Raw genomic sequence first — 13,628 nt, forward strand, 5'->3', positions numbered from 1 at the left:
AAAATTTCCCACATGAAAGAGCAGGATGCTGTAAAGTAGCGGAATGTATATTTTTATGAAAATGAAATGAAAGAATAATTTTCTTTAAATAATGAAAGTTATTTTACTGATTTTTGTGTTTTATAATCAATTATTCATAAAAATCAAGACATACAGCAATATAATAAGTTATGAAATATCGAAATACATCTAATTTCCTTTGGTCTCTTTTAATTCTCGTTCTATCTTCTTCAGGTTTCAAAAGTCAGGATAAATTCCCTGACGGAACGACGATTCCAAAATGGTTTAAAGAAAATAAACCTACAGACATCAATAAATTAGGCAAAAAATATATCCTCACAGAAAATGGAGTGAAGAATGACAGTACAATTCTTCAGACCAAGCAGATTCAGGCAATTATCGATTTGGCTGCTAAAAATGGTGGTGGCGTTGTGGTGGTTCCGAAAGGAACTTTCCTGCTTAGTTCAGTTTTCTTTAAGCAGGGAACTCATTTACATTTAGAAAATGGAGCGAAATTAAAAGGAAGCGATGACATCAATGACTTTCCAGTAGTAACCACAAGAATGGAAGGACAAACGGTAAAATATTTTCCGGCTTTAATTAACGCAGACGGATTAGACGGCTTTACGATTTCTGGTAAAGGAACATTAGACGGAAACGGACTTCGTTTCTGGAAATCATTCTGGAAAAGACGCGAATGGAATCCTAAATGTACCAATATGGATGAAATGAGACCTAGAATTCTTTATGTTTCAAATTCTAAAAATGTACAGGTTGAAGGAATCACCATTAAAAATTCACCTTTCTGGAGCACGCATTATTACAAAAGTGATTTTGTGAAATTATTAAATCTGACGATATTAGCTCCGAAAGAACCTGTAAAAGCACCAAGTACAGATGCTGTTGACATTGATGCCTGTACTAATTTTTTAATTAAAAATTGTTATATGTCGGTCAACGACGATGCGATTGCATTGAAAGGCGGAAAAGGTCCGAAGTCCGATAAAGACCCGAACAACGGCGAAAACAGAAACATCCTTATCGAAGACAACAGTTTCGGATTTTGCCACAGTGTTTTAACTTGCGGAAGCGAATCGATTCATAATTATAACGTGATTTTGCGTAATTCTAAAGTGAAAGATGCTTCAAGATTATTACACCTGAAAATGCGTCCCGACACGCCACAACATTACGAATATCTTACGGTTGAAAATATCACAGGAAACGTAAAAACTTTTTTATATGTAAAAGGCTGGAACCAGTTTTTTGATTTAAAAGGTGAAGAAAGACCTAAAAAAGGATTAGCCAACAATATCACAATAAAAAATATCGACATCAGTTGCGGAACTGCGTTTTCTATTGAAAAATCAGATTTATTCGATGTGAAGGATTTCACATTTGAAAACTTTAAAATAAAGGCTTTAAAACCTGAAATGCAAAACCTGAATAACATTCAGAATTTAAAACAAAAAAATATTAATGTAACTCAGGTTGCTTCTCTCACTCAATCTTACGATAAAAAAGACGATTCCGATATTGCCGCAAAATGAGATGTTTTTCCAAAATATTCGTTCTATTATGTTTATGCTCTCAATTGTTGCATTCTCAATCTAAGGAAATTCAATTCCTGAGCGGGACAGATTCTGAGCATACGAAAGAATGGAATTTTTGGATAAATGGTGGAAGAAAATCAGGAAACTGGAACAAAATCCAAGTTCCTTCACAATGGGAACAGCAGGGATTTGGCTCGTACAATTACGGACGAGATTATGTCACCTATGGCAAAAACTTTAAATTCAATGACGAAGTTGGTTTGTATAAACACCAATTTTCAGTTCCAAATTCCTGGAAAGGAAAATCAGTCAATATCGTTTTCGAAGGTTCGATGACCGATACCGAAGTAAAAATCAATGGTAAATTAGCCGGAGAAACTCACCAAGGTGCTTTTTATGAATTTAAATATGATATTTCTGACAAATTAAATTTCGGAAAAGAAAATATTCTTGAAGTCAAAGTTTCGAAAATGTCTGCTGATAAATCGGTTAACAATGCAGAACGATTGGCTGATTATTGGGTTTTGGGAGGGATTTTTAGACCAGTTTATCTGGAAGCAAATTCGAAAGAACACATTACATCAACCTCGATTGATGCCAAAGCAGACGGAACTTTTCGTTCAAATATTTATTTACAAGGAATCCAATCGGTTAATAATTTAAAGGTCGAAATCTTTGATGCTAAAAACATTCTTATTACTGAATCTCAGATGACCATTCAAAAAGGAGACACTTTAAAACAGATTCAATTCTCCGTTAAAAATCCTAAACTTTGGACAGCAGAAACGCCGAATTTATACAAAGCAAAATTCAGTTTAAATAAAAACAGAAAAAATATCTTCCAAAGCGAAGAAAAATTCGGTTTCCGTACAATTGAAATCCGAAAAGGCGACGGAATTTACATCAACGGGACCAAAATCAAAATGAAAGGCATCAACCGTCACGTTTGGTGGCCTGAAACCGGAAGGGCAGTCAACAAAAACATCGATTTGATGGACGTTCAGCTCATCAAAGAAATGAATATGAATGCCGTTCGTTATTCGCATTATCCACCCAATAAATCGTTTTTGCAGATTTGTGATTCTTTAGGTTTATACGTTTTGGATGAATTGGCGGGTTGGCAAAAAAAATATAGTACCGAAGTTGGGAAAAAGCTTGTGAGAGAAATGGTTACAAGAGATACCAATCATCCTTCCATTATTTTCTGGAGCAACGGAAATGAGGGCGGACATAATTTTGATTTGGATGCAGAATATGCAAAATACGATTTATCAAACCGTCCTGTCATTCACGCGCATCACAAACCTGGAAATGCTTTCAATGGAATTGACTGCAATCATTACGAAGATTATTACAGCACAAAAAAAATCCTTGAAGGCGAAAATATTTATATGCCGACCGAGTTTCTTCACGCGCAGGATGACGGCGGCGGAGGAACTTCTTTAGCCGATTATTGGGAACTTCACTGGAACTCCAAAAAAGGAGCAGGCGGTTTTCTTTGGGCGTTTGCAGATGAAGGTTTGGTAAGAACCGATTTTAATAATCAAATCGATGTGAATGCCATCAACGCTCCGGATGGAGTGGTCGGACCACATCGTGAAAAAGAGGGGAGTTTTTATGCGATTCGGGAAATTTACAGTCCGGTAAAAATTGATTTTAAAACATTGCCGAATGATTTTAATGGAATCATTCCCGTGGAAAATCGTTATCATTTTGCCAATCTAAATGAATGTCAGTTTGAATGGAAATTGGTCAAATTCAAAACACCTTTTTCGTCAGAATCAGGATTTGATGTGATCCAAAAAGGAAAAGCAGAATCTCCGAATATCAAGCCAGTTGAAAAAGGGCAAATCAGTTTAAATCTTCCAACCAACTGGAAAGAAAGTGAAGGTTTATTATTAACCGCAACCGATTCTTTTGGTAAAGAAATTTACACCTGGACTTGGAAAATTAAATCTAATGATGAAATTTCAAAACAATTTTCAAAATCTTTAATCAAAGAATTTCCAGTTTTATTTTCAGAAAATGATTCATTATTTATTTTAAAATCAGAAGAAAAAGAATTCTCGTTTGGCAAAAAAGACGGATTGCTAAAGTCAGTTATTTTAGATAAAAAAGGAAAAAAAATAACTTTCCGAAACGGACCTGTTTTCGTGAATGGAAAAACAGAATTATCATCCATTAAATCTTTTGCAGAAGGTAAAAATCAAGTCATTCAGATTTCCTACAAAGACGGAAAAAAAGCAGTCTGGAAGCTGAATCAAAATGGAATTTTAGAATTAAATTATGAATATTCGCTTTCAGGAGATTACCAGTTTGCAGGCGTAAGTTTTGATTATCCTGAAAATTATGTAATCAGCGCAAAATGGTTAGGCAAAGGTCCGTATCACGTTTGGAAAAACAGAACTCAAGGACAAACTTATAATGTTTGGCAAAATCTACGAAACTCAACCCGAACTGGTTTTTCGCCTTGGATTTATCCCGAATTTAAAGGTTATTTCGATGATATTTCTTGGATGCAATTGAATACAGCAGAAGGGAAAATCACTGTTGGAACTAAAGAAGAAAAAATGTTCGTTAGGCTTTTTGATTTCTACGGAATTTATGGTGCTGAAGGTTATCCGAAACTTCCAACGGGTAATATTTCATTTTTAGATGCGATTCCGCCATTGGGAACTGTTTTGGCGTTCAATATTAACAATGATACAGCAACTTTAGGATCCGAAAGTGAACCAAATCATCTGAATGGAACGTTTAAAAGAACATTGTATTTCTATTTCGGTTTGCCGGATTTAGGTGATGAAAATAAGCAGTTTATAATGCCAAAAGAAAATATTTTAACAGATTAATGATGAAGAATTGGATGAAATTTTTAACGCTTTTCTTAGGTTCGTTTTTGTTAGCACAACAGACAACTTTTAAGTTTGATTTTGGTGGAAACAGAATTGAAAACGGTTTTATTCCCATTAGTTCAAATTCAAAATTTGACAAAAAAATCGGTTACGGATTTATGGATATTTCCGGTCTGAAATCTGTGGATAATGGAGGGAATGCTTTGACAGGAGATTTTATTACGAGCGATAAACCGTTTTATTTTTCAGTTGCGATTCCTGAAGGCAATTATGATATTCAATTAAAACTAGGCGATTCAAAAGGAAATTCTGAAACAACCGTCCGAGTGGAAAACCGTCGACTGATGCTGAATGATGTCAAAACAAAGAAAGGTGAAATTGTTGAAAAACAAATTACAGTTCACGTAAAAGACAGTATAATTCGAAATCAGGAAGGAACTCAGATTGGGATTGTAAAGTTAAAACCGAGAGAAAGAAAATATTTACATTGGGACAATTTGTTGACGATTGAATTCAACGACAAAGCTCCGAAAGTCTGTTCGGTAATCGTCCAACCCAACAAAAGTGCTAAAACGATATTTATAACGGGTGATTCTACAGTTGTCGACGCGCAATATGAGCCTTGGGCGTCTTGGGGGCAAATGTTGCCGTATTTTTTCGTTCCGAATGAAGTCGTTATTGCGAATTATGCCGAAAGCGGAGAAACTTTAAAAGCCTTTGAAGACCGCCACCGAATCGATAAAATCTGGAATAAAATAAAATCAGGAGATTACCTGTTCATCCAGTTTGGGCACAACGACCAGAAATACGGAAACAGTACGAAATCCGGTTATAGAAAAAGGGTAAAAGAATGGATTCTGAAAGCAAAACAACTGGGTGCAATTCCTGTTTTAGTTACTTCGATGAACCGAAGAGTTTTTGATGAAAATAATAAAATTATCAATACTTTGGATGACTTTCCTGATGCAATGCGTGAAATTGCGAAAGAGGAAAATGTATATTTAATTGATTTGAATGCGTTGAGTAAAACCTTATTTGAAGCAATGGGTCCGGAAGCTGCAAAGAAAGCATTTGTCTATTATCCTGCAAATTCTTATTCCAATCAGCCAACAGCTTTGGCAGACGATACGCATTTCAATACATATGGAGCATACGAATTGGCGAAGTGTGTAGTAAAATCTATTGTTGATGAAAATTTGCATTTGAAGAAATATATTTCAAAAAGTTATAAAAATTTTAACCCCAATAAACCTGATGATGTTGAAAAATTCCATTGGCCGGAAAGTATCTTTATGGAAACTTTAAAACCCGATGGAAATTGAAAAAATTCTCTGAGTAATAATAAGCAGTTTGTCATTCTGAATGAAACGAAGTGGAGTGAAGTGAAGAATCTATTTGTAAACAGATTTCTCGTTCCTCTAAATGACAAACGTTAAAAGTAAAGATTTAATAATGAAAATTAAAAATATCATAAAACTCAGCGTTATCTGTTTTGCGTTCGGAAATCTTTCCGCACAAAATCCGTGGCCAAAAACTACTGAGACTGCCAAACCTTGGACACGTTGGTGGTGGATGGGAAGTGCTGTTGATGAAAAAGGGTTAGATAAACAATTGACGACACTTTCCCAAGCTGGTTTTGGAGGTGTAGAAATCGTCCCGATTTATGGTGCAAAAGGATTTGAAAATAAATATATCAATTATCTTTCTCCGGAATGGATGAAAATGCTTCAATTCACGACCAACAAAGCAAAAAGCCTGAATATGGGTGTCGATATGTCGGTTGGAACAGGTTGGCCAATTGGTGGACCGCAAGTTGACGAACAGGATGCTGCGACGAAAATGATTGTTCAGACTTACACGATTGCTCCAGGTGAAAAATTTTCGGAAAAGATTGTTTTAAAAGATGAAAAACAAAAGAATTTAAAGACGGTTAAATTAGATATTGTAACGGCTTATAATGAGAAAAACGAAGCTGTTGTTTTGACTGATAAAGTGAATAGTGATGGTATTTTAGATTGGAAACCTAATTCTGGTAAATGGACTGTTTATGCAGTTTTTGTTGGAAAAACGCTTCAAAAAGTAAAACGTGCAGCTCCGGGAGGAGATGGTTATACTTTAGACCATTTTTCACCGGAAGCAACTAAAGATTATTTGAAGACCTTTGACAAAGCTTTTGGAAATTCCAACTACGGAATCCGTTCTTTTTTCAATGACAGTTACGAAGTTTACAACGCTGATTGGACGCCGGATTTTAAAGATGAATTTAAAAAGAGACGAGGATACGATGTAAGCCCGTACATCAAATATTTAGTGGGCAATGAGGAAAACGAAATCGCAGCAAGAATAAAATCAGATTACAGAGAAACGATGAGTGAACTGATTTTAAACAATTTTACCAAAGATTTCACCAATTGGGCACATTCCAAAAATTCTAAAAACACCAATCAGGCACACGGTTCGCCGGGAAATTTATTGGATTTGTACGCTGCAGTTGATATTCCCGAATCTGAAACTTTTGGAAGTACAAAATTCGATATTACAGGGTTGAGAAGAAATGTGGAAGATATTAATACAAAGGAAATTCCTGATATTAATATGCTGAAATTTGCATCTTCGGCTGCAAATGTTACTGGAAAACTTTTGATTTCTAATGAGTCTTTTACGTGGTTGACGGAACATTTTAAAACTTCGTGGTCACAGGTAAAACCCGAAGCAGAGCAGATTTTTTTATCTGGAATCAATCATATTTTTTACCACGGAACAACGTATACACCTTCAGATGTTCAGTTTCCGGGCTGGTTGTTTTATGCTTCAACCAATTTTGTTCCGGAGAATAGTTTATGGCCTCATTTGAAGGGTCTTAATTCTTATATTGAAAGAACTCAAAGTGTTTTGCAAAGCGGAAAACCGGATAATGAACTGTTGATGTATTGGCCAATTTATGACCAATGGGCGAGTCCGAAAGGGAAAGATGTGACATTCAAAGTTCATAATGTTGAAAAGTGGTTGCAGCCAACAGTGATGTACAAAAACCTGACGGAATTAAGCAAAATTGGGTATTCGATTGATATGGTTTCTGATAAAATGATTAGCGAATCGAAGTTGGAAAATCAGAATATTCAGGTTACCAAAAATGGTGGTTCTTACAAGGTTTTAGTTATTCCGGAATTGACTTATTTGCCTGAATCTACGTTGAAAAATATTTTGGAATTGGCTCAAAACGGAGCTTCAATTATTTTTCAAAACGAACCGAAAGATATTCCAGGAAATTTTGAGGTGGAAAAGAGAAGAACTCAGTTAAAATCTCTTTGGAATCAAATTCCGTTTCAAAACCAAACCGGAAATTTGAAAATGGCAAGCTTCGGAAAAGGTAAAATTATTTTAAGTTCAGATGTTGCGAAAGCTTTAGAATATTTAAAAATTGAAAGAGAAAAACTGACCGACACCGGATTGAAATTTGTAAGAAGACAGTTTGATGGCGGAAAATATTATTACATCGTCAATCATACTTCAAAAGAAATAAATGAATTTGTTCCTTTAAATTATTCAGGAAAACAGGTGGCTTTGATGAATCCTGAAAATGGAAATTTTGGAATTGGTGAAATACAGAATAATTCGGTTAGAATTCAACTAAAATCTGGTGAATCTTTAATTATACAAGCTTCTGAAAATACAGATATTACAATTCCAAAATGGAAATATATTGAAAAAACAGATACTCCGATTGTTTTAAATCAACCTTGGAAACTGACTTTCAAAGAAGGCGGTCCTGAACTTCCAAAATCCAAAACTTTAGACAAGCTTCAACCTTGGACGAATTTTACAGAAGATTCATCAACGCAGAGTTTTTCAGGAACAGGAGTGTATACGACTTCATTTAAATTAAAGAAAAACAAAGCAGATGATTTTGTTCTGAAATTTGATAAGCTGTACGAAAGTGCAAAAGTAATCGTTAACGGTCAGGATGCAGGAATTGTGTGGAGCATTCCGTTTGAAATCAACATCGGAAAATATTTAAAGAAAGGTAATAATACCATTCAAATCGAAGTCTGTAATCTGATGGCGAATCGAATTAAATATATGGATGAAAATAAAATTCAGTGGAGAAATTATCACGAAATCAATTTTGTAAATATCGATTATAAACCATTCGACGCATCCAATTGGAAAGTACAACCTTCCGGTTTGGATGGCGAGATTCAATTAATTCCAATCCATTATTCAAAATAAATTTTAAAATAAATGAATAACAAAATATTAAAAACATTCGCATTAGGAACTTTGCTGACATTCAGTTTTTCTAATGCTCAGCAGAAACCCAAAGTAGTTTTAGATAATTTTTTCAACAACGAAAAAAGAGAAAATAAAGAAACCAAAGAATTAGAATCTTGGCATTACACGTGGAACGACACGACCAATGGCGGATTTTCTTTGTTGGGAGAAATTTTTCAAAAACAAGGCGCAGAAATCAGTACTTTGACAACTGCACCAACCAAAAAAGATTTGAAAAATGCCAATATTTACATCATCGTTGATGCAGATATTGACAAAGAAGCGTACGGCGGAAAGGCCAATCTGATAAACCCAACAAGCATCAAAAATTTGACGGACTGGGTTAAAAAAGGAGGCGTTTTGGTATTGATGAGCAACGACAACGGTAATTCTGAATTTGAACATTTCAACAAATTAGCTGGAGAATTCGGAATTCATTTCAATAATGACAGTTACAACCGGGTTCAGAAAAGAGAATTTGAACAGGGAAAAGTGATGGTTCCTGAAGGAAATGAAATTTTTTCTGAGCAAAAATTATATATGAAAGAAGTGGCAACGATTTCTGTGAAAAATCCAGCCAAAGAATTGTTGTCAGCAGGAGGGAAAAATATCGGAGCTATTGCAAAATTCGGCAAAGGGACGGTTTTCGCATTAGGCGATCCTTGGTGTTACAACGAATATATCGACGGTAAAAAATTACCCGCAGATTTTACCAATTATCAGGGAACTGAAGAATGGGTAAAGTGGCTGCTGAAGCAAACTTCAAAAAAATAAAAACAGAAGTGCAATCGATTGAATTTGATTAATTTGGGCAGCTTTATCCGCCTTCCGCTCCCAATCTTTTTTGCAGACGATTTCCATTAAATAGAACTTAAAGTCCAAGCAAAAAAGGATTTCCGCTCAAGTCGGGCTGCGAGTGATTCAGCGAAAAAAATCCTTGACAAGGATAAAACGAGAATAATAAATAATATCGAATATTATCAATAGGAATGGGCTTTAGCCCATTTGCAAAATGTTTTTCAAATCCGGCTTTAGCCAAAACTTATAAAATTAGAATTATGAAAATAAAATTCAAATTTATTTTAGGTGCAATTCTTTTTTCAGAACTTCTGTCTGCACAAAGACAAATGGAATATCTGAAAAGAGGAATTGTCGCTATACCTGCAGATTCTGGAGTTTTTGTAAGTTGGCGTTTGCTCGGAACTGAAGCTCAAAATACTTACTTTGATTTATATAGAGTTGATAACAATTCGACCAAAAAACTGAACGAAAAACCACTTTCAAACGAAACTAATTTTCTAGATAAAACTGCCGACAAAACAAAGAATTATACCTATTTCGTCCAATCAAATACTCAGGATAAAACGATAGATATTGATTCTGCAAAATATGTAGCGAATCAGAAACCATATTTTTCAATTCCATTAAAAACACCAGTTGGATATACTCCAAATGATGCTTCTGTTGCCGATTTGGATGGCGATGGCAAATATGAAATTATCCTTCATCAAACAGGAAGGTCAAAAGATAATAGCCAAAAAGGTGATACAGACCCACCGATTATTCAGGCTTATAAAATGGATGGTAAACTTTTGTGGGAGATTAATTTAGGGAAGAACATACGAGAAGGTGCGCATTATACCCAGTTTTTAGTGTATGATTTAGACCAGGACGGTAAAGCCGAAATCGTAATGAAAACAGCTGACGGAAGCAAAGACGGAAGAGGAAAATTCATAGGTGACCCGACCAAAAATTATGTGAATGAAAACGGAATGATTCTTTCCGGACCGGAATTTCTGACGGTTTTTGACGGACAAACGGGAGCTGAAATTCATACTGTGAATTACGAAGTTCCAAGATTTGCAGGCAGTTTAAATCCAACCGCCGAGCAAATGACGGAAACCTGGGGCGATGCAAAAGGAAATCGTATCGACCGATTTTTAGGAGCAGTCGCTTATCTCGATGGAAAAACGCCGAGTATCATTATGTCGAGAGGATATTACACACGAACAGCTATTGCAGCTTGGGATTATAAAGATAAAAAACTGAGTTTAAGATGGCTTTTTGATACTGAAAGTTCAGAAGAAAATAAGCAATATCGAGGACAAGGAAATCATAATTTAACTATTGCAGACGTCGATAACGACGGAAAAGATGAAATTGTTTACGGTGCAATGACCGTTGATGACGACGGAAAAGTGCTGAACAGCACAGGTTATGGTCACGGCGATGCTTTGCACGTTGGCGATTTAGACCCAAGTAATCCGGGACTGGAAATTTTTGATATTCAGGAAAGGTTTGATGATGCGGGAGCGCATTTTCGGGATGGGAAAACCGGAAAAGTCTTATGGAAATTACCTTCGACAGTTTATAGTAAAGCAGGTAAATTTCAAGGACCGGGAAGAGGTTTGTCTTTAAATATCGACCCTCGTTACGAAGGTTCAGAATCTTGGGCTGCAGGAGCAGGATTAAGGGGTATTTATGATACCAAAGGAAAAAAGATCAGTAATAAAAACCCGCCTGCCAATATGGGAATCTATTGGGATGGAGATTTTTTAAGCGAAATTTTAGATGGAACTGTCGTTTCAAAATGGGACTGGAAAAAAGAACAATCAAACGTGATTTTCGATGCTAAAAGCTTTCAGTGCGAATCGAATAATGGAACTAAAAAGAATCCGTCTTTGGTTGCCGATCTTTTTGGAGACTGGCGGGAAGAAGTAATGTACAGAACATCAGACAATCAGGAATTGAGAATCTTCAGCACAACAATTCCAACAAAACACAGATTATATACTTTGATGCATAACCCGCAGTATCGTTTGAGTATCGTCTGGCAAAATGTGGGTTACAATCAGCCACCACACACCGATTATTATTTGGATGAATCGATTAAAGAAATGCCAAAACCGAATATTTATACGGTAACTCCTAAACAATAATTAATTATGAAAATCAAAATCATTATTCCGCTTATCTTATTGGTTGTATTTATTGGAGTTTCATTTCAAAAACTTCAGGAGAAACCTGTTCTTTACATTATCGGAGATTCTACGGTACAAAACGGTTCAGGCAAAGGTGCAGATTCACTTTGGGGATGGGGAAGTTTTATGAATTTATATTTTAATACAGATAAAATCGAAATTCAGAATCACGCAAAAGGTGGACGAAGCAGCAGAACTTTTATCACAGAAGGACGATGGGATTCAATTATGAAAACAATTAAAAAAGGAGATTATGTGTTAATGCAATTTGGTCATAACGATGGTGGAGAATTGGCAGATACTTTGAGAGCAAGAGGTACGATCAAAGGCATTGGAAATGAATCGAAAGATATTTATAATCCTATTCGTAAAGTAAACGAAACGGTTTATACATACGGATATTATATGAGAAAATATGCCAGTGAAGCAAAAGCAAAAGGAGCAATTCCGATTATTGTTTCGCCTATTCCAAGAAATAAATTTAATGAAAAGGGTAAAATAGAAAAAGATCAATATGGAATTTGGGCACAGGAAGTAGCGAAACAAACCGGAGCTTACTTTATAGATTTAAATGAACTGGTGATTGAAAAATATGAGCAAATGGGACAAGAAAAAGTAAAAGGTTATTTTCCGAAAGACCATACTCATACGAATGAAGCGGGAGCAACTTTGAACGCAGAATTAGTAGCGGAAGGTGTCCGGAATTTAAAGGAATGTGAACTCAAGAATTATTTAAAAAGAAAATAAAAATAAATATATACTATGAAAAAACTGTTAACAGCAAGTTTTTTTGCGCTGATCATTGGAGGAATGACTTCCTGTTCAGTACAAAAACAGACTTCTGCAAGTAAGGTAGAACTTCCGAATAAAAAAGAAGTTTTGGATGTTTCAAGAAGAGCCAATCAATATTTTATGAACAAATGGCCCGATACGGGAAAAGATATCGTTGGTAAAAAAGTATGGCCAAGTAATCTTTGGACTCGTGCTGTTTATTATGAAGGATTGATTGCTTTATACAAAGTTGATCCGAAAAAAGAATATTATGATTATGCGATGTCTTGGGCAAATAATCACAAATGGGATCTGATGCGCGGAACATATACTCGAAATGCCGATCATCAGGCTTGCGGACAAACTTATATTGATTTGTATGAAATCGACGGAAAGAAACATCCGGAAAGAATTAAAAATGTAAAAGCCTCGATGGACAGCATGATTGCAACACCAAAAGTAGATGATTGGTGGTGGATTGATGCACTTCAAATGTCGATGCCGATTTTCACGAAATTAGGCAGAATTACAGGAGAACAAAAATACTTTGATAAAAACTACGAAATGTATGCTTACACAAAATATAAGCATGGAGGAAACGGTCTGTACAATCCGGTAGACAAAATTTGGTGGCGTGACAAAAGTTTTGTTCCACCTTACAAAGAACCGAATGGTGAAGATTGCTATTGGAGTAGAGGAAACGGGTGGGTAGTGGCTGCTTTGGCAAAAACACTTGATGATACGCCAAAATCTGACCCTCATTATCAGGAATATTTGCAGGACTATAAAGATTTGTTGGCTGCTTTGCTTCCGCTTCAGAGAGAAGACGGTTTTTGGAATGTGAGTTTGCACGATCCAAACAATTTCGGAGGAAAAGAAATGACCGGAACGGCTTTATTCGTTTACGGAATGGCGTATGGAATAAATAATAACCTCATCGACAGAGATACTTATCTGCCGGTTTTGGTAAAAGCCTGGAATGCCATTGCAAAAGATTCTGTACAACCTAATGGATTTTTGGGTTGGGTACAAGGAACGGGAAAAGAGCCAAAAGACGGTCAACCGCTTTCTGTAAGTAAAGAACCAGATTTTGAAGACTACGGTTTAGGCTGCTTACTGCTTGCAGGAAGCGAAGTGTATAAATTGAAATAAATTTCATTTTTAACCAAATTGAAAGACTTAATGATGAAAATTGTTAA

General features: G+C 35.6%; 8 protein-coding genes. All 8 read left to right on the forward strand.

Annotated features, from left to right (window positions below; genetic code table 11):
- The first annotated feature begins 170 nt into the window (after nucleotides 1–170).
- Entirely contained in the window at nucleotides 171–1,550 is a 1,380-nt protein-coding gene (locus tag EG358_RS10105) for a rhamnogalacturonidase (RefSeq protein WP_083677006.1), read from the forward strand.
- A gap of 47 nt (nucleotides 1,551–1,597) precedes the next feature.
- Nucleotides 1,598–4,402 carry a glycoside hydrolase family 2 protein gene (locus tag EG358_RS10110; RefSeq protein ID WP_228421287.1) on the forward strand — a complete coding sequence of 935 codons (2,805 nt, stop codon included), beginning with the start codon at nucleotides 1,598–1,600 and terminating at the stop codon, nucleotides 4,400–4,402.
- Nucleotides 4,402–5,727 carry a rhamnogalacturonan acetylesterase gene (locus tag EG358_RS10115; protein ID WP_228421286.1) on the forward strand — a complete coding sequence of 442 codons (1,326 nt, stop codon included), beginning with the start codon at nucleotides 4,402–4,404 and terminating at the stop codon, nucleotides 5,725–5,727. Before EG358_RS10110 ends, EG358_RS10115 begins: the two co-directional genes overlap by 1 nt.
- A 130-nt stretch (nucleotides 5,728–5,857) precedes the next feature.
- The gene (locus EG358_RS10120) at nucleotides 5,858–8,635 is read left to right on the forward strand and encodes a glycosyl hydrolase (RefSeq protein ID WP_076559405.1); all 2,778 of its coding nucleotides are present in this window, start codon (nucleotides 5,858–5,860) and stop codon (nucleotides 8,633–8,635) included.
- A gap of 12 nt (nucleotides 8,636–8,647) precedes the next feature.
- On the forward strand, nucleotides 8,648–9,451 hold the full coding sequence (locus EG358_RS10125; RefSeq protein WP_076559129.1) for a hypothetical protein: 804 nt from the start codon (nucleotides 8,648–8,650) through the stop codon (nucleotides 9,449–9,451).
- Between the two features lie 284 nt (nucleotides 9,452–9,735).
- A complete protein-coding gene (locus tag EG358_RS10130; protein WP_076559403.1) occupies nucleotides 9,736–11,616 on the forward strand; it encodes a rhamnogalacturonan lyase in 1,881 nt (626 codons plus the stop codon).
- A gap of 6 nt (nucleotides 11,617–11,622) precedes the next feature.
- A complete protein-coding gene (locus EG358_RS10135) occupies nucleotides 11,623–12,405 on the forward strand; it encodes a rhamnogalacturonan acetylesterase (protein WP_076559128.1) in 783 nt (260 codons plus the stop codon).
- A gap of 15 nt (nucleotides 12,406–12,420) precedes the next feature.
- Nucleotides 12,421–13,581 carry a glycoside hydrolase family 88/105 protein gene (locus EG358_RS10140; RefSeq protein WP_076559126.1) on the forward strand — a complete coding sequence of 387 codons (1,161 nt, stop codon included), beginning with the start codon at nucleotides 12,421–12,423 and terminating at the stop codon, nucleotides 13,579–13,581.
- The last annotated feature ends 47 nt before the right edge of the window (nucleotides 13,582–13,628 follow it).

It is taken from the genome of Chryseobacterium indoltheticum, assembly GCF_003815915.1.
In the GTDB taxonomy this organism is placed as follows: domain Bacteria; phylum Bacteroidota; class Bacteroidia; order Flavobacteriales; family Weeksellaceae; genus Chryseobacterium; species Chryseobacterium indoltheticum.

Bases quoted from the DNA above. Each gene is read 5' to 3' on its own strand.
- EG358_RS10105 (WP_083677006.1), top strand. From the start codon at position 171: ATGAAATATCGAAATACATCTAATTTCCTTTGGTCTCTTTTAATTCTC.
- EG358_RS10115 (WP_228421286.1), top strand. From the start codon at position 4,402: ATGATGAAGAATTGGATGAAATTTTTAACGCTTTTCTTAGGTTCGTTT.
- EG358_RS10120 (WP_076559405.1), top strand. From the start codon at position 5,858: ATGAAAATTAAAAATATCATAAAACTCAGCGTTATCTGTTTTGCGTTC.
- EG358_RS10125 (WP_076559129.1), top strand. From the start codon at position 8,648: ATGAATAACAAAATATTAAAAACATTCGCATTAGGAACTTTGCTGACA.
- EG358_RS10130 (WP_076559403.1), top strand. From the start codon at position 9,736: ATGAAAATAAAATTCAAATTTATTTTAGGTGCAATTCTTTTTTCAGAA.
- EG358_RS10135 (WP_076559128.1), top strand. From the start codon at position 11,623: ATGAAAATCAAAATCATTATTCCGCTTATCTTATTGGTTGTATTTATT.
- EG358_RS10140 (WP_076559126.1), top strand. From the start codon at position 12,421: ATGAAAAAACTGTTAACAGCAAGTTTTTTTGCGCTGATCATTGGAGGA.